The following is a 17,170-nucleotide window of genomic DNA, read 5'->3' as shown; positions in this document are numbered from 1 at the left end:
TTAGGAGGCATTAATTATGTCTTTTAGAGTAAAAACTATATTAGGTATTGCTTTCATCGAGATCGTTATGCTCGTTGCTCTTACCTTCAGCGCTATGAGCTTTTTATCCGAATCGAATGAAAAGCAATTACTTCAACGTGCCAACTCGACCGCTGACATGTTTACCCATGCAGCTAAAGACGCAATGATTTCCAACGATATTGCCACCCTAGATGATCTAGTTAAAGAATTCATGACAGTAGAAGACATAGCCTACATAAAAGTCATGCGTGGCGATAAAGAGCTATCTTGTGAAGGAGACAAGGCACTGCTCAAACGAAAAATGAGTGAGGATTATAATTTAGGCTCGGTTAATGATGGTATTTTCGATACTCGAAGAGAAGTTTTTAGCTCCGATAATTACTACGGCACCATAGATATAGGATTTGAGGTTTCCGGCATAAATTCCATGTTGACCAATGCTCAAAAATCGATCATAGGTATCGCTTCAATAGAGGTTATACTCGTCGCAATATTCTCTTTTTTCTTGGGTACTTATCTTACTAAGAGCCTGGTAACGTTAATAAAAGCTGCCAACACGGTTAGCCAATATGGGCCAGGATATCAGATAAATGATGATTCAAAGGATGAATTGGGAGAAGTTGCGCGAGCATTTGACGATATGTCGAGAAAGCTCGAGAGAAACTATGCGGACTTAAAAGGTGCCCGCTCTGAAGCAGAGCAAGCCAACGAATCAAAAAGCCGCTTTTTGGCTTCTATGTCTCATGAAATTCGTACTCCGATGAATGGAGTACTTGGAATCCTAAATATCCTCGAAGAGTCAAAACTGACCCCTCAACAAAGAAAGTTAGTCAATACAGCAGCCGAATCTGGGCAGTTTCTGCTTAGCATTATTAACGACATTCTTGATTTTACAAGAATGGACTCAAATACATTGAGACTTGAGCACAAGCCTTTCGAATTTCGCAGGTGCGTTGAAACTGTTGTCGAAACCTTCTTACCTACTGCTAAAGCGCGGTCTCTAAATCTAAATTGTACTATAGATAGCTCTGTTCCATCCCATGTATATGGTGATGAAAATCGTATTAAACAGGTGCTACACAATCTAATTGGTAATGCGATCAAATTTACCAAAAACGGCAGTGTCGCTGTGCAAATCGAAGCTACACCTTCAGGCAGTGGGCACGCTGAAATTACCTGCAAAATCATTGATACAGGGGTAGGAATAAGCCGAAACGCGATGGACTACCTATTTGAAGAGTTCACCATGGCAGACCAAACATACTCTCGTAGCCATGAGGGTTCAGGGTTAGGGTTAGCAATATGTAAACGCCTATGTGAGCTGATGGATGGGCATATAGAAGTGGAAAGTACTCCGTCTATTGGCAGCACTTTCTCGTTTAGGATCAGATTTGAGCTTGCTGACAAACACATAGGTACACCCAAAGAATCATCCAATAATTCTGAGTTGAAAGTCTCTGACGTTAGCATATTAGTTGCCGAAGATAACAAAGCCAATAAGTTGGTTATCCAAGAGATGTTTAACAGACTAAACTTAAGCATAGACATTGCTGAAAATGGAGAGCGTGTATTAGAAATGGTCAAGGAATACCATTACGACCTTATTTTTATGGATATTTCGATGCCTAAACTTGATGGAATGCAAACTTGTAAGGCTTTGAGGAAAAATGCCGACTCTTCAATTAGTCAAGTACCCATTATTGCTCTAACCGCTCATGCGTTAACTGGGGATAAAGAAATGTTCCTAGACGCAGGCATGGACGATTATTTGTCCAAACCTGTTCGTTTGTCTCAACTAATTGAAAAAATCAATCTATTCTTAAGTGATGATTCAAGCAGGCGGTCAAGTAAAGGACGTCAACTGGAGTCACACGATAATTCAGACGACAATACCGTCGAAACAAGGATTCAGGAAAAGCAAGTGGACTTAGAACTGGTAGATGAAACTATCTTAGAACAAATGATAGAAGATACGAGTGCCGACGTGTTGCCTATGCTGATAGATCATTACCTTGAGGAGTCTCAAGAAAGATTAAATAAGATCTATCAGGCTATCGATGAAAAAGACAAAAATACCCTAGAGTTTGAGAGCCATACATTAGGCAGCTCAGCACTCGCACTCGGCAACAGAATACTGTCAAATCTTGCAAGAAAAATTGAACATTTGTGCATAGATAATCAAGAAGAACAGGCCTACCAACTGCGGGACGAGCTTAAAGAGCTGGCGGAAAAATCTCTCGCCGCATTAGCCTACAGAAAAAAGCAGGGCTTCATCGAACCCGCAGGCTAGAAATAAACAAGGATAACGTCATATGAGAGCGAAAGTATTATTAATCGAAGACTCTACATCTCTGGCTATTTTGTATAAACAGTATGTGAAAGATGAATCTTTTGACCTCTTTCATGTAGAGACAGGGCGGGATGCCATTACTTTTATTGAAAGAAATGTACCTCAGCTTGTGATATTAGATCTTAAGCTACCTGATATGGATGGGGAAGACATATTAGATTGGATTAACGAAAATCAAGTCCCCACTTCTGTCGTTGTCGCTACTGCTCATGGTTCAGTAGACACGGCTGTTAACTTACTCCAAAAAGGTGCTAAAGATTTTTTAGAAAAACCCATTCAGGCTGATAGGTTAAAAACGTCAATAAATTTACATCTACAGCAAGTTAAGCTCGAACACCTTGTCGAAGATATTGAGGCCAAGTTTGACAGGAACCGCTTTCATGGTTTTATCGGCTCTTGTTTGCCTATGCAGGGCGTATACAAAATTATTGACTCAGTAGCTCCAACCAATGTAAGTGTTTTTATTATTGGTGAAAGTGGCACAGGCAAAGAAGTCTGCGCGGAAGCTATTCATCAAGAAAGTAAACGTAAAGATAAGCCTTTTGTGGCTATTAACTGTGGCGCAATACCAAAGGATCTTATGGAAAGTGAGATATTTGGTCATATCAAAGGTGCATTTACAGGGGCAACGACCGACAGAAAAGGTGCAGCATCACAAGCCCATGGTGGAACCCTTTTTCTCGATGAGCTTTGTGAAATGGAACTCGATATGCAGAAAAAGCTCCTACGTTTTCTGCAAACAGGTACATTCACTCCACTAGGTGGTTCGAGAGAACTCAAAGTCGATGTCCGAATCATTTGTGCGACTAACCGCGATCCTCTACTCGAAGTCGAAGAAGGACGATTTAGAGAAGATTTGTATTATCGCGTGCATGTTGTTCCCATAGAGATGCCCCCATTAAAAGAACGCGGCAACGACATCACAACACTAGCGACTCACTTTTTGCGAGTGTTTGCCAAAGAAGATGGCAAAAAATTCAACGGTATCAATAGAGATGCAGAATCCCTGCTAAAGAGTTATGCATGGCCTGGTAATGTTCGACAACTACAGAATATTATTCGAAACATTGTTGTACTCAACAACGATGCAAAGTTATCAGTAGAACACCTCCCAGAGCAAATTACGCGCGGGCCGAAGATATCAAAAGTAAAATCACCTCAACCTGCGGTTACACAACAGATTCAACCAATGGCTCAAGAAGACCCTATTACTTTAGAGCAACCCGAGCACATACACGCTAATAATGAGGAACTGCAAGTCACTCATCCAAAAGATGTCACTATACGTCCTATGTGGATTGTTGAGCGCGAAACGATTCAGCAGGCCATTGATTATTGTGATGGAAATGTGCTTAATGCTGCAGTGTTACTTGAGCTCAGTCCATCAACGGTTTATCGCAAAAAGCAAGCTTGGGAATCTGAGGAAGATGCACAGCAATATGCCGAGTAAAGTATGGCTGCTTATTGATAGCCTGACATATGGTGGTATCGATGCTTATGTGCTTGAGCTTGCTAAAGGGCTCAAGCAACATAAAGTGTATGTTGAAGTGCTAATCGTTAAACGCTACTCAACTTCATCACCACTTATAGACAAATTAGAAGGTAACGGGATTAAATATAGTTATCTCTCTCTATCAAACGGTTTTCCTCTCTGGACTTTACTTAAAAGAGTAGATCATCGACGAGGTGACATAATTCATGCCCATGGCTACAAGGCGAGCATTCTCGCTAAATGTGCTCGGCTTATTACAGGAATAACCCAAGTTTCTACATACCATGCCGGTGAGACTCCACGAGGAAAGGTTAAGTTTTACGATTTCGTCGATCGTTATACAGCATTTGTTTCTTCAGCGGCCCTCTCAGTTAGCAAACAAGTTAGTGCTAAAATTCCATTCCAAACTAGGAGATTGAATAACTTTATTGATGACCTTAATTTGAAGCAAAGTAATGGCAAACAGATCGCTTTTGTCGGTAGATTAAGTCACGAAAAAGCACCTGACCGCTTTATTCAATGCGCTATAAGTAATCCACAACTTAACTTTCACATATACGGCTCAGGGCCTTTAGAAGCTAACATCATTAAAAATGCGCCAGATAATATTACATGCCACGGATATCAAGCCGACATGGCGGAAGTTTGGAACAACATCCAGACTCTCATCATTTGTTCACGTTATGAGGGACTCCCGATGGCTGCACTTGAAGCAATGGCAAGAGGCTGCATCATTATCGCTTTTGATGTCGGCGATTTATCTAAGCTTATCAGCAATGGTAAAAATGGTTTTATTGTCGAAAACTTAGATGCTCTCAATCAAACATTAATTAGCATTGCCCAACTCAGTGCAAATGAAATGGAAGCGATACAAAATAATGCAATAGCAAGCATACATCAGGATTTTTCAACATCTTCAGTCATTCCTCGAATGCTCGATATTTACTCTGGTATTGATGCTCAATCTGATTCTCAATTTGATAAAAACTTATCTTAAAAACAGATAGTTTATTTTCTTTTTATTTTTCACACACATAGCACGAAGACTATTTTGGCATCTCATTTGCGTTGGTGTTAAGTAACCAACATCAGGAGAGGCTCATAATGAAAAAAAAAATATTGTTTGTTCACTATGGAAACAATTGGATCAGAGGAAGTGAACACTGCCTAATCAATCTTATTCACTACTGCTCGTCACAAAGTTTTGACGTTCATTTATGGACAAATAACTCATCCTTATACCAGCACTCACTGAAAAAAGGCATCGCTACTCAGTTAGACTCTTTTCCTCTTCTATTAGGTTGGTTAAAACCCCGTTTTAATCTATTTGGCTGGTTTAAGTTAATAGTAAAAGCATGCCGAATCATCAAACATGAGAAAATTGACATTATTCATGTTAACAGCGGTGCTCCTTGCCAGTGGATGATTATCGCTTCTCGCTTGATGAACGTTCCATTAGTCACACAGCTACATAGCACCTATCCAGCTCGGGATCGTGTCACTCTTGGATTGCATCTATCTCCGCACACTATCGCCGTTAGCCGTTATGTCGGAGGCCAACTAACCCGAGAGGGCTACCCACAACAGCGACTTTCAACCATTCACAATGGTATTGATGTCACCAAACTAATGGAACAGACGAAAATCGATAGCAAAGCAGCAATTGGATTACCTGATGACTGTACTCTGTTTGCTACCGTCGGTTCGCTCATTTACGACAAAGGAATGGACAGGCTAATTACGGCAATACAAAACCTCAATATGGAATACGCTGATACGCATCTACTTATTATCGGTGATGGACCAATGAGATATGAGTTAGAAAGACTCGCGAAAACATTATACATTGAAAATAAAGTCCATTTTGTAGGTGAGCAAAATAATGTTGTCGGCTGGCTTAAAGGATGTGATGCCTTCGTCAGTGGCTCTCGACGAGAGGCTTTTGGACTAGCGATCGCCGAAGCAACTCTTGCCAATATTCCAGTTATAGCACCACGAGAAGGCGGAATTCCTGAGTTCATTCACCATGGTGTTACTGGACTGCTCTACCCCAATCACGGCACTGCACCAATTGCCAAGATGATGACCGTTCTACTTGAGCACAAAAAGTTTGGTCAGCAGTTGTCGAAAGAAGCTCATCAGCATATTACTCGACATTTTGACATAAGCGTTTCTAGTCAGAAAATATTTCACCTTTATCGTCAATTGCTCAGACAGCATCAAACATCCGTATCCATTTGGCGCACTTTCATACCCTTAAAAACCTACCTTACCAAACGCTTTCTGCTAGGAGGTGAACATGGTTAAATCAAATATTGAACAAACATTGATATTTGATCCTATTACGTTCAAAGGTGGATCAAAGCTTGCGACCGTTGAAGCATTACGGCTTTGTCGAGCAGATAAAAACCAATTCATTGTCGCAACAGTGCAGCCACAATTTTGGAAGGGATGTAAGTTAAGCCATTCTCACACTATTGATGTTATCAAACTCCCTTTGGTGAAAGCCTTAGCTAAACAACATTATGGCATCCTATATTGGATAAACCAGTTGTACACTTGTGTTTGTCTGCTTTTTGTGTTGTTCAAATATCACAATGTATCTAGAGCCATTGGTGCCTCTGGGCCAGGTATGGATATGGCACTTTATATCACTAAATTATTCAAACATATTGATATTATTCAATTGGTACACGGCCCTGTGGGTAATTCTCGCTCTATCGGATACTGCCTCACCAAGGCTGATAAAGTATTCCATTTACCTTCTAGTAAGCCGAGTATGGCTGTTGCACTAGCCACTTACTTAACAAAGAAAATTAGTATTAGTGATTGCCAAGCTCTCGTAGAGTCCTATTTCACTTCTTCTGCCTACCATACATTTGTAAATGGACTAGCAGAAGAAGATTGGCCAACGCGCGCTCAGACCGATTTTCCTGTCTGTTATTGGGCTGCATCCCTGCTTAAATGGAAAGGGCTCGATCTGATGGTTGAAGCTTTGGCGCATGCCGCCAAACTTAAACCTCTCGCCGCAAATATTTGCTATATTCGTCCAGTAGACACTTCGATCCCTGTAAGTACCGCTCCTATTTCAATACAGCATGTCAATTGGTATCAGGATCCCCAAGATCTCGACACTATTCGTAGTCAGTCCAATATTTTTGTTTCAACAAGTCGAAATGAACCCTTTGGCTTATCAATTCTTGAAGCTTTGGCTGCTGGTATGTGTGTTGTTATTCCCCAAGATGGCTCATACTGGGATAAACGTCTAATACACAACAAAAACTGTATCAAATACCTACCAAATGACCCAAACTCTTTATGTGATGCATTGCTCTATGCAACCAAAGATAAAAATAACTTTCATCGCTGTATAAACAATGGATTTCGAGTGGCGCAGGAATACACAGCTGAGCATCGCTATTTAGATTTTGTCAAAACAATCGATAGTGAACCGTACTTAAAAGAGTCTCGTGAACCAAACCCGTTAAAGCAATGAGGAATCATTATGCGACAAAAAATTAACGCCTGGTTACAACAAGATAATATAAAAAGTATGTCTCTCTACGCTGCTAGCCTGCTAATGATGAAAGGGACATCTCTAATCATGTTGCCATTTATGGCAACTTATCTGACTCCAAGTGAGTTTGGTCATCTCGAGCTACTGGCAATTACGACTGTATTTTTTAGCCTCTTAGTTGGATTAGCCATGCATGAAAATCTCTATCGTTTTATCGGCACAATCAAACAAGATGAAATACGTTACATTCGAGTATGCGAGCTATGTACAAGCTCGTTGATAACATCAATCTTTCTCGCCACCATATTTGTTGCTTTTTACTTCACTCTTTTTTCATCGAGTACGACGATTAACTCTTACCAAGCAGCTTTAATTGCTTTAGTCATTTCAGTAGAAGCTCCATTAGCGATATGCTTAGCTTGGTTAAGGCTTAACAACAAGGCTTGGACATTTTTTAAAGTAAGCTTGGTCACTTTGGTGATACAAATCTCACTCATCGTGTGGATTTTGGTGACATCACCAAATGTAACCCTGATTTTTGGTGTAGGTGTGCTTTGTGCACTCATACAGACCATATATCTTTTCGTACATAATAGATTTTCATTACAGTTACCCTCAGTAAAGAAATATAAAAAGTATCTTCATTACTCTTCACCATTAATGCTTTCCGCTATCGTAGCTTTTGGATTAAGTGGCGCCGAGCGATGGGTTATAGCCGAGTCACACTCACTCGAAACACTTGGCATTTATGCCGTAGCTGCTAAATTCGCACTCGCATTAGGGATTTTGATCCAGCCTTTTCATATGTGGTGGATGCCAAAACGTTTTGAGTTACTAGAAACCCATGGAAAAAACAAAGTCGTCTACCACACACAGCAAGGCATAGCAGCTCTGTGCTTATTAAGTATCCTCGTCACTTGGGCCAGTCAATGTTTTATCATTGTCACCCTACCTAATACGTATCACTTAGCCAGTCAGTTTGTTGTCATCTGTATTATCATTATGCTGTTGAAAGAAATGGTCGAACTCTTAAACATAGGAGTGTTGTATGCAAAGAAAACACAACACTTATTCTACATTAATCTTATTGCTACCGTTTTCGCACTCTCTCTTGCTTGGCTTATTAAAGAGGTCGGTGTAGCAGAAATACTATTATGTTTATGCTTGGGTCAGTTGATTCGCCTAGTGTTAATAACATTCCTGAGTCAATCTCTTTTCTCCTTGCCATACAAAGTAAAAGCCGTATTTTCAATCATCGGCGTTAGTATTCTGTTTACTTCAAGCAGCTGGTACAATAATTCGCCTCAAATTGCCTTGCTGATGTTTGTCATACAACCACTATTATTTCTAATTTTGCTTCAAAAGTTAGGCTTTGTTGAATTCACGCAGTTTGATGTGAAAGACAATTCGGAGCAAGATAGGATTGGACGAACACTATGACAGGGCAACGGACATTTTATCCTCTGTTTGTCACTATTGGTGTTTGCTTACTGGTCGCACTTATTTGGAAATTTGTCCCCCACCCTGCAGTTGCAGTTGTACTCTGCATGCTGCCTCTTGGCGTGTTGTTTGTTCTCAACCAAACATTCTGGCTAGTAAGTTTGTTTGTACTCTTTTCATTTTTTCGCATCCACGAGGCCATTCCTGCACTTTATTCATTAAAAATTCCTTTACTCTTATCACTTGGAGCCCTAAGCGCTTTACTTTGGCATAGCTTAATTAGCAAACAGTTAGAAACCTTTTGGCATCCAAGTTTAACTTGGCTATCCATTTTTTGGTTTCTAGTCTTCATCGGTATACTCTTCTCATCCAATCCAGGACTTGCAATAAAATATTTCAAAGCCATCTACTGGAAAATTATAATCATGACATTTGCTATTGCTTGGTTGGTAAACAGCGCTCTCAACGTTCAGCGCATCAGTATATTAATTGTTCTTGCAGGTACTTTGATTGCGTGTGTTGCCCTTTCCAACTCAATAAATGGCATCGGTTTAGTAGAAGGAACCCGAGTTACCATTGGAAGAAATCTGGGCTCTGTGCTTGGCGATCCTAACGACCTCTCTCTGGTACTCATGTTCCCACTCGCTTTTGCCATTAGTTTGATGACGACCAAAAACCTTGGCAGTGTCCGGATATTAGGACTAATTGGCACAATCTTATCTCTTTCTGCTGTCATAGCCACACAAAGTCGCGGAGGATTACTAGGCTCCGTTGCAGTTTTCGGTATCTTTGGTTTGAGAATTATAAAGTCGAAAGTCTTACTCGCCGTGATCGGCACCTTAGCTCTGATGGTACTGGCTGCGGCGGCAGGGATTTCTGACCGAAAGTCTGGCGGAGCTGCCGAAGAAGGCATCGATGCCTCTGCCATGGGACGCCTTTATGCTTGGGAGGCAGCATTTGGAATGGCCGTTGATAACCCAGTTACAGGCGTGGGCTTAAACAATTTTTATTCTAATTACTTTTTCTACAGTCCACACTGGGATGGTCTCAACCATGCTGTACACTCCACTTGGTTTGGCGTACTGGCTGAAACGGGTTTTGTTGGGCTATTCGTATTCATTGGCTGTATCTATTCCCTAGTTAAAACAAGCCAACAAACTCTCGGATTGCTCGACTCTGATCCACCCAACTATTCACCTTACCTTCATGGCACAGCAACTGCTGTTTATGCAGGCATTATTGGCACCATTGTTTCGGGAACTTTCCTCACTCAAGGCTTTACTTGGCCCATATACATATTGGCAGCTTTATGCATAGCACTTAATCGCATCGTGCAAAATAGTTCTCAAAATGAGAAAATTTCAAAAACCTCACTCAGTAAAACTTAAATTTTTGTTTTAAAATGAGTTTTATTCTGGCATACAAAGTGTAATACCTCCTATATTTAATAAAGATTAGGAGAATTAGTATGCTAGCGACTCACATCAATGACATTAAAGTGTGGCTTAAAGAGAACCCAAATCCTGCGTGTCGTAAGGTTTTCTTGGTTTTGAAGTACATCAGAGCATGCGATCTCCCTACTCCTTATATTTTCAATAAGTTGGTTTCGTTTAGTTATAACGGGCTAATGGCATTTATTAGCACTCTAATGAGAGTGTTCATTTATACCCCTGCATTTAAAGGACGGGTTACAAAATTTGGTAAACACCTGTATTTATTTGGAGGCGTACCTCTGGTGACTGGGCCACTTAAAATACAACTAGGTAATGATTGCCGAATCTCTGGTCACACAACATTTAGTGGACGCACTCAATCAACGGGCCCCGAGCTGATCATAGGCAATAACGTAGATATTGGTTGGCAAACAACGATTGCGGTAGGTAAACAAGTCATTATTGGCAATAATGTCAGAATGGCTGGGCGAGCCTTTTTATTTGGATATTCAGGACACTCGTTAAATGCTCAAGAAAGAGCTATAGGTTTGGGTGACAAAGATGAAGATGTCGGCAGCATTATACTGGAAGATGATGTTTGGTTAGGAACTAATGTCACCGTATGTCCGAGCGTAACAATTGGCAAAGGGACTGTAGTCGGTGCTGGAAGCGTAGTCACCAAAAGCTTACCCCCGTTTGTTGTCGCGGCGGGTAACCCCGCTCGAGTGGTGCGCAAATTGACAGAAACGGAGGCTTTATGAATCGTGATTTGATCGTATTTGGCGAAGATTTCGGTGGGTTACCATCTAGCACTCAGCATATAGTATCAAGACTTGCTCACGATCGAAAAATTCTCTGGGTTAATTCAATAGGCCTGCGTCAACCTAAGCTCAATAAGCAAGATATGAAGAGGGCGTTTGGCAAACTGCTTGGCCGCAGTAAGGGTGGATACTCGTCTGATTGTCACCCACTTCCAGCAAACATTACAGTCGTAAACCTTAAAACAATTCCTGCTCCAAAGTCTTCTTGGGCACGAGAGATAGCCAAAAGCTTACTGCTATCTCAGCTCAAACCCGTGATCGACAAACTTAAGCTAGTAAAACCAATATTATGGACGTCACTTCCCACTGCTGCTGACCTTTGTGGGCACTTAGATGAATCTGCGGTAGTTTACTATTGCGGTGATGATTTCTCATCTCTAGCTGGTGTTGATCACGATACGATAGCGTCACACGAAAGTAAGCTAGCAAATATCGCCGACATAATTTTGGGCGCAAGCCCTGCCATATGCGGCAAATTTGATTCACAAAAAACCACGCTCATTCCCCATGGTGTGGATTACGAATTATTCAGCCGACCAGCTCATAGGGCAGTAGACTTACCCAATAATGGTAAACCGATTGCTGGCTTTTATGGCAGCATTTCAAATTGGCTAGACTATGAGTTAATTGTATCAGTTTGTCTTACTAACCCAAATTGGGACTTCGTGTTCATCGGCCCTGTAGAGCTCGATTTCAACCCTCTACCAAAACTGTCTAATGTATATTATCTCGGCCCTAAACCTCATAATGAGCTGCCAAGTTACAGTCAACATTGGGACGCAAGCTTACTTCCCTTCAAACTCAATCAACAGATCCTAGCTTGTAGCCCACTTAAGTTAATGGAATACCTAGCAACTGGTACACCTGTGGTAACCACTCCATTCCCAGCACTTGAACCATACAAACAACATGTAAACCTAGTTAATAATCCAACAGAATTTAGCCAAGCACTCAATGATGTATTGATGAAAAGTGAGGTTAATTCTGAGATAGTCCGTAGCGATAGTTGGGATGCTAGAACCCAAGTAGTCAATAGGCTTCTGGAGTCATTATGAATGAATTAAAGCTTAGGTTCATCGTAATTTTAAACGCTGCTTGGCGACAACGTTACGTCATAGTTTTACCTATATTGCTTATACCATTTGCTGGGTATTTCGTCGGAAAAATAGCCCCTGAAAAATACGTATCACATACAAGTATGCTGATTCAAGAAACTGCCAAGATGAACCCTTTCTTGGAAGACCTTGCCGTATCTACCATGCTCAAAGAGCGTTTAACGGCTCTTCGCACACTTTTAAAAAGTAGACATATTCTCCGTTCAGTAGCAGCAGAGCGCGGATTAACCGATGATACTATGTCTCCTCAACAAGTTGACAGAGTCATTGCAAAGCTAGCGGCAAGTCTTACTGTAACTCAGCCCGGCAAAGACTTTCTCAAAATACAGCTCACAGCCCCAAAACCCGATGGAATGAAGGAATTACTCGAATCAATCAGTGAACATTTTATTGAACAAATGCTGGCGCCAGAACGATCATCGATAAAAGACTCAAGTGAATTCCTTACTCTGCATATTGAAAAGCGCCGCCAAGCCTTGGATGAAGCCGAGACTGCATTGGCGAATTTCAAGAATGAGAACGCATCTGTCACACCTGAGATGCAAAACCAAAGCCTGACTCGTTTGGCCACTCTAAAGCAAAGTCTTGCTGAAAAAGAAGCTGAACTGGCCGGTGTTGAGCGTAGCTTAGGCTCTCTCGATCAACAGTTATCGAGAACAAACCCAGTAGTGGGTAAAATCGAAGATCAAATCATCGAAATCAGAAGTGAGCTTTCTTTACTAAGGGCAAAATATACCGATAGTCACAGTGCTGTGGTAGGAAAACAACGTGAACTTCGCCGGCTAGAAAGCGAGCGTGCCGAACTATTAGCTGTCGAGCAACCCAATATTAGTAGTGAGCAGCTATGGGATATTGCCAGTAGTAGCGCACTCTCTGACATAACTAAGATACAACCCCTACTCGTGACCCAACTACACAACCTGCAAGTAGTGCGAGGAAAATTCGAATCTTTGAGCGAAGAAACCAAAAGCCTTAAGAAAATGATCTCTGATTTAGAGCAGCAAGCCAATAAGTTTGGTGATAACGCTAAAGAGATGTTTCAATTGCAAAGTGACGTAAGAGTAAAAAGGCAGCTTTACGACGAGTTAATCCAAAGGTACGAAATGGCTCAGCTTACTGGGTCACTCGGTATATTTGAACAAAATAAACGGGTCAAAATTATCGACCTACCCTACACTCCAAGTGCTCCAGCTAACCTACCTGTGATCATTTTTATAGCAGCAGGGCTTTTTGCAGGTATTGGATTAGGCTGCGGTATCGCTACTATGATAGAGCTATTTAATACCTCCGTCAGAAGCCCAAATGAGTTAGAAGCACTGACAGGTGCACAAGTCATCGCTATCATTCCCAAAATAAAACCTTTTCATTCATAATTGAATCTCAAAATGAAACAGCTGAAGAGACATATATTAAATCATTGTCTAATATAGATTTTATATTTGGCATAAGATGTGCTTTGTCAGTATTAGACTCTCCGATTTGAGGACTAATAATGAAAAGCAAAGCAAACACCACTCTCCATGTTGTCCAACATCTATCACCAGGTGGCTTAGAGACTTTAGCGATTAACATGCTTAAGTTTGCTTCATCAGCGTCAAACGTTTTAATTGTTAGTCTTGAAGGTAACAAAGAAGAGGCTGTGAACAACTGGCCAGCACTAAAAGATATCACGCACAAGCTTATATTCGTCAATAAACAGGCTGGCGTAAGTAAAGACGTAGTTGTAAACCTCTACCGTTTGTTCAAACACATCAAACCTCAAGTCGTTCACACTCATCACATTGGACCACTCATCTATGGCTCTACAGCTGCAAAGCTTGCTGGCGTAAAACACATTGTTCATACAGAACATGATGCTTGGCACTTAAACAGCCCAAAACACAGATTACTCCAAAGTCTTGTTTTAAAGTTTGCTCGACCTCAAGTCGTTGCAGATGCAGACATGGTTAAAAATCAACTTGATAACCAGCTTAACTACGACAAAGTTGCGGTGATAAAAAACGGTGTCGATTGCGAACAGTTCACTCCTGGGGATCAAAAAGATGCGAGAGTAAAACTCGGATTACCCCTAGAAGGCCTACTTATCGGCTCAGCAGGTCGCTTAGAAGAAGTTAAAGGTCATGACTTACTGTTAAAAGCGATGCCATACATTCACCAAGGTGCCAAACTCGTGATTGCAGGCGATGGAAGCCAACGTAAGTCTCTTATCCAACTAGCAAGACATCTTTGCATCACAGACAGAGTTAGATTTTTGGGGCTGGTTGAAGACATGCCTAACTTCTATCGTTCACTTGATGTGTTTTGCCTACCTTCTCGCTGCGAGGGCTTCCCGCTTGCTCCTCTTGAAGCGCAAGCTTGTGGCATACCCACGGTCGCCCATGATGTAGGCGGAACAAAAGAAACCCTTTGTCCCGAAACTGGATTACTTTCGAAAGTTGGAAATTCTCACGAATTAGCTATCAATATCAACATGCTTTTGAGTCCTAGCTTAAAGCGTTCACCACGTCAATTTGTAACCAACAACAACGACATCAGAAAAATGGTCGAGGCCTATGATGCACTTTCTCAGGAGGAATTCGCATGATTGACATCATTATCGCAGCTTGTTTCGTCATTAGCGCAGCTTTGATTATCTATCATCACATGGTGTATCCAATGTTTCTTGCATGGTATTCAAAGCGTCACCCTTCTGCAAAAATCAAGCATGTAGAACGTGGCTACAAAAAAGGTCAAGATGATGTCGAGTGCACTGATGTTACTATACTCCTGCCTGCTTACAATGAAGAGAAATGGATTGCTGAAAAGATTCGTAACTTAGCTTCCCTTGATTACCCCAAAAAGCATTATCAGGTCATTATTGCCTGCGATGGTTGCACTGACCGCACTGTACAAATTGCACAAGATACTATTCAAGAAGCCATTTGCTGTGACACACACTTTGAAATACGTGCGTTCGAGCAGAACCGAGGTAAAGTGGCGTTAATTAATGACCAAATGAAGACCATCACATCAGAAATTACAGCCATGAGTGACGTATCAGCACTCATTTCAATTGATGCCCTTCTTGTTGCCAATAGACACTTCCAAGATCGCAGTGTCGGCGCTGTCAACGGGCATTACCAACTTCTGTCTCGTGGTAGCCAAGGTGAAGAAAAATATTGGCACTATCAAAGTGACGTCAAGCAAAGCGAAGCATGTTTAGGGAGTACTCTAGGCGCTCACGGTGCGCTTTACATGTTCAGAACCAAGTTGTTCGAGCCTTTACAGCACAACACTATTAATGATGACTTTATTATCCCAATGGAAATCGTTCGCAAAGGATATAGTGTCCACTACGACCAAAACATGGTTGCGTTAGAGCTAGAAGCGACAAACACTGACAATGACTTCAAACGCAGGCTTAGAATTTCTGCTGGTAACATGCAGCAAGCGGTGCATTTAGCTGACCTCTTCTCTCCCAAATACAAAGGTGTGGCATTTGCTTTTATCTCAGGTAAAGGGTTGAGGCTCATCGCACCCTACCTAATGATTGCTTGTTTAGCTCTATCGATAGCGCTTATCAACCACCCAGTTTTTTTAGTGGGAACCATTGCTCAGGCATCTTTATATTCACTCGCTGCCTTGGGCCATGTCTTCCCCAAAATATTTAGTCATAAATACTGCCAGTTACTAACATACATAGTTGCTGGTCATACTGCCAACTTAATTGGTGGCCTACGTTATTTGTTCGGCTTAGAGTCCACTCACTGGACACGAATTCAATAAAAGGAGCATCCCATGAGTAATGCATCTTCTTTATATTCAATTTGGTTAGCAAAGCGTATCTTTGATATTATCTCTGCCTTGCTTGGACTTATCGTTTTATCGCCTGTGATGCCAATTATCGCACTGGCTATAAAATTCGACTCAAAAGGGCCTGTTTTTTACAAACAGCTACGTGTTGGTAAATCAACACCCAAGCAAATGATGTTCTTCGAAATCGTTAAGTTCCGCACTATGTATGTGGATGCTGAAACAAGATCAGGCGCGGTATGGGCAACAGAAAACGACCCACGTATCACTAAAGTAGGACGTTTCCTTCGCAAAACTCGCTTAGACGAAATTCCTCAACTGTTTAATGTGGTTCGCGGTGAGATGTCTATCATTGGTCCAAGACCAGAGCGTCCAAGCTTTTACAATAAGCTAGAGTCTGAAATTCCCTACTTTGCCGATAGAACTTACGGTGTCATGCCAGGAATCACAGGCCTAGCACAAGTCAATCAAGGCTACGACACTTGTATCGATGATGTGAGAAAGAAAGTCGGCTACGACCACAGCTACGCTCTATCACTTCGTTCACTTAAATCTTGGATCATGATGGACGTTAGTATCATCACTAAAACTCTGATTGTTATGGTTGATGGTCGCGGCCGATAGAAACTAATAAAGGCCGAGATTTCACAGTGAAGCCTCGGCCTTTAAAGTCCAAAAAAACACCAAATTGCCTAGTTGTGAAGCAAACAACTTGAAAACCAACAATTTGCACTTGCACACCAATCAAAGTCTCGGTAATATCCGTTTCGTTCTTAAGGAATGGGTCCGTAGCTCAGTTGGTTAGAGTACTACCTTGACATGGTAGGGGTCGGCGATTCGAGTTCGCCCGGACCCACCACTCCTTAAAGCATAAATATGCAAAGAACATAAATTTGGGTCCGTAGCTCAGTTGGTTAGAGTATCGCCTTGACATGGCGGGGGTCGGCGATTCAAGTTCGCCCGGACCCACCAAATTTGGAAAAAGCCCAGTGAAAACTGGGCTTTTTTGTATCCATCGCTCCTTCCTTTCATTCCAATTCAATGATTTAAAAAGAGTCTAGGTTTGAAATTCTTGGACAACTTCGAGTTACGATTTCTGGTGAATGTCGGGCGTTCGGATAAATTTGGTTAGGGTAAAATGAAAGACTTGACCCCGAGCACCCACTCACTTAGTCCGTCTTAGTTAAAA

At 41.5% G+C, this 17,170-nt stretch carries 13 protein-coding genes and 2 tRNA genes; all 15 read left to right on the top strand.

Annotated elements, in window-relative coordinates; genetic code table 11:
• Positions 1-16 precede the first annotated feature (16 nt).
• On the top strand, positions 17-2,311 hold the full coding sequence (locus tag AAFM34_RS12800; protein ID WP_341663401.1) for an ATP-binding protein: 2,295 nt from the start codon (positions 17-19) through the stop codon (positions 2,309-2,311).
• Between the two features lie 22 nt (positions 2,312-2,333).
• Complete coding sequence (locus tag AAFM34_RS12795) at positions 2,334-3,821, top strand: sigma-54 dependent transcriptional regulator (protein ID WP_341663399.1); 1,488 nt, start codon at positions 2,334-2,336, stop codon at positions 3,819-3,821.
• Entirely contained in the window at positions 3,799-4,860 is a 1,062-nt protein-coding gene (locus AAFM34_RS12790) for a glycosyltransferase family 4 protein (protein WP_341663397.1), read from the top strand. Before AAFM34_RS12795 ends, AAFM34_RS12790 begins: the two co-directional genes overlap by 23 nt.
• Before the next feature lie 107 nt (positions 4,861-4,967).
• On the top strand, positions 4,968-6,170 hold the full coding sequence (locus AAFM34_RS12785) for a glycosyltransferase (protein WP_341663396.1): 1,203 nt from the start codon (positions 4,968-4,970) through the stop codon (positions 6,168-6,170).
• A complete protein-coding gene (locus tag AAFM34_RS12780; protein ID WP_341663394.1) occupies positions 6,163-7,359 on the top strand; it encodes a glycosyltransferase family 4 protein in 1,197 nt (398 codons plus the stop codon). Before AAFM34_RS12785 ends, AAFM34_RS12780 begins: the two co-directional genes overlap by 8 nt.
• Positions 7,360-7,368: 9 nt before the next feature.
• Positions 7,369-8,820, top strand: a complete 1,452-nt coding sequence (locus AAFM34_RS12775) for an oligosaccharide flippase family protein (RefSeq protein ID WP_341663392.1) — start codon at positions 7,369-7,371, stop codon at positions 8,818-8,820.
• A complete protein-coding gene (locus tag AAFM34_RS12770; RefSeq protein WP_341663390.1) occupies positions 8,817-10,208 on the top strand; it encodes an O-antigen ligase family protein in 1,392 nt (463 codons plus the stop codon). Before AAFM34_RS12775 ends, AAFM34_RS12770 begins: the two co-directional genes overlap by 4 nt.
• A gap of 80 nt (positions 10,209-10,288) precedes the next feature.
• The gene (locus AAFM34_RS12765) at positions 10,289-11,014 is read left to right on the top strand and encodes an acyltransferase (protein ID WP_341663388.1); all 726 of its coding nucleotides are present in this window, start codon (positions 10,289-10,291) and stop codon (positions 11,012-11,014) included.
• A complete protein-coding gene (locus tag AAFM34_RS12760) occupies positions 11,011-12,129 on the top strand; it encodes a glycosyltransferase (RefSeq protein WP_341663386.1) in 1,119 nt (372 codons plus the stop codon). Before AAFM34_RS12765 ends, AAFM34_RS12760 begins: the two co-directional genes overlap by 4 nt.
• Complete coding sequence (locus AAFM34_RS12755) at positions 12,126-13,562, top strand: chain-length determining protein (protein WP_341663384.1); 1,437 nt, start codon at positions 12,126-12,128, stop codon at positions 13,560-13,562. Before AAFM34_RS12760 ends, AAFM34_RS12755 begins: the two co-directional genes overlap by 4 nt.
• A gap of 119 nt (positions 13,563-13,681) precedes the next feature.
• The gene (locus AAFM34_RS12750; protein ID WP_341663382.1) at positions 13,682-14,773 is read left to right on the top strand and encodes a glycosyltransferase; all 1,092 of its coding nucleotides are present in this window, start codon (positions 13,682-13,684) and stop codon (positions 14,771-14,773) included.
• A complete protein-coding gene (locus tag AAFM34_RS12745) occupies positions 14,770-15,954 on the top strand; it encodes a glycosyltransferase family 2 protein (RefSeq protein WP_341663380.1) in 1,185 nt (394 codons plus the stop codon). The genes AAFM34_RS12750 and AAFM34_RS12745 overlap by 4 nt, the downstream gene beginning before the upstream one ends.
• A 12-nt stretch (positions 15,955-15,966) precedes the next feature.
• The gene (locus AAFM34_RS12740) at positions 15,967-16,605 is read left to right on the top strand and encodes a sugar transferase (RefSeq protein WP_341663378.1); all 639 of its coding nucleotides are present in this window, start codon (positions 15,967-15,969) and stop codon (positions 16,603-16,605) included.
• A gap of 158 nt (positions 16,606-16,763) precedes the next feature.
• A tRNA-Val gene (locus AAFM34_RS12735) sits at positions 16,764-16,840 on the top strand.
• Positions 16,841-16,876: 36 nt separating this feature from the next.
• Positions 16,877-16,953 (top strand) — tRNA-Val (locus AAFM34_RS12730).
• Positions 16,954-17,170: the final 217 nt, after the last annotated feature.

The sequence above is a fragment of the Vibrio sp. genome, from assembly GCF_038138445.1.
GTDB lineage: Bacteria > Pseudomonadota > Gammaproteobacteria > Enterobacterales > Vibrionaceae > Vibrio.
The sequence above is the reverse complement of the archived record's forward strand: the minus strand, read 5'-3'. Positions and strand labels throughout refer to the sequence as shown.

What these genes read in the sequence shown, in the direction of transcription:
- AAFM34_RS12775 (WP_341663392.1), top strand. Translation starts at nt 7,369, where the DNA reads ATGCGACAAAAAATTAACGCCTGGTTACAACAAGATAATATAAAAAGT.
- AAFM34_RS12795 (WP_341663399.1), top strand. Translation starts at nt 2,334, where the DNA reads ATGAGAGCGAAAGTATTATTAATCGAAGACTCTACATCTCTGGCTATT.
- AAFM34_RS12790 (WP_341663397.1), top strand. Translation starts at nt 3,799, where the DNA reads ATGCACAGCAATATGCCGAGTAAAGTATGGCTGCTTATTGATAGCCTG.
- AAFM34_RS12800 (WP_341663401.1), top strand. Translation starts at nt 17, where the DNA reads ATGTCTTTTAGAGTAAAAACTATATTAGGTATTGCTTTCATCGAGATC.
- AAFM34_RS12745 (WP_341663380.1), top strand. Translation starts at nt 14,770, where the DNA reads ATGATTGACATCATTATCGCAGCTTGTTTCGTCATTAGCGCAGCTTTG.
- AAFM34_RS12740 (WP_341663378.1), top strand. Translation starts at nt 15,967, where the DNA reads ATGAGTAATGCATCTTCTTTATATTCAATTTGGTTAGCAAAGCGTATC.
- AAFM34_RS12780 (WP_341663394.1), top strand. Translation starts at nt 6,163, where the DNA reads ATGGTTAAATCAAATATTGAACAAACATTGATATTTGATCCTATTACG.
- AAFM34_RS12765 (WP_341663388.1), top strand. Translation starts at nt 10,289, where the DNA reads ATGCTAGCGACTCACATCAATGACATTAAAGTGTGGCTTAAAGAGAAC.
- AAFM34_RS12770 (WP_341663390.1), top strand. Translation starts at nt 8,817, where the DNA reads ATGACAGGGCAACGGACATTTTATCCTCTGTTTGTCACTATTGGTGTT.
- AAFM34_RS12785 (WP_341663396.1), top strand. Translation starts at nt 4,968, where the DNA reads ATGAAAAAAAAAATATTGTTTGTTCACTATGGAAACAATTGGATCAGA.
- AAFM34_RS12760 (WP_341663386.1), top strand. Translation starts at nt 11,011, where the DNA reads ATGAATCGTGATTTGATCGTATTTGGCGAAGATTTCGGTGGGTTACCA.
- AAFM34_RS12755 (WP_341663384.1), top strand. Translation starts at nt 12,126, where the DNA reads ATGAATGAATTAAAGCTTAGGTTCATCGTAATTTTAAACGCTGCTTGG.
- AAFM34_RS12750 (WP_341663382.1), top strand. Translation starts at nt 13,682, where the DNA reads ATGAAAAGCAAAGCAAACACCACTCTCCATGTTGTCCAACATCTATCA.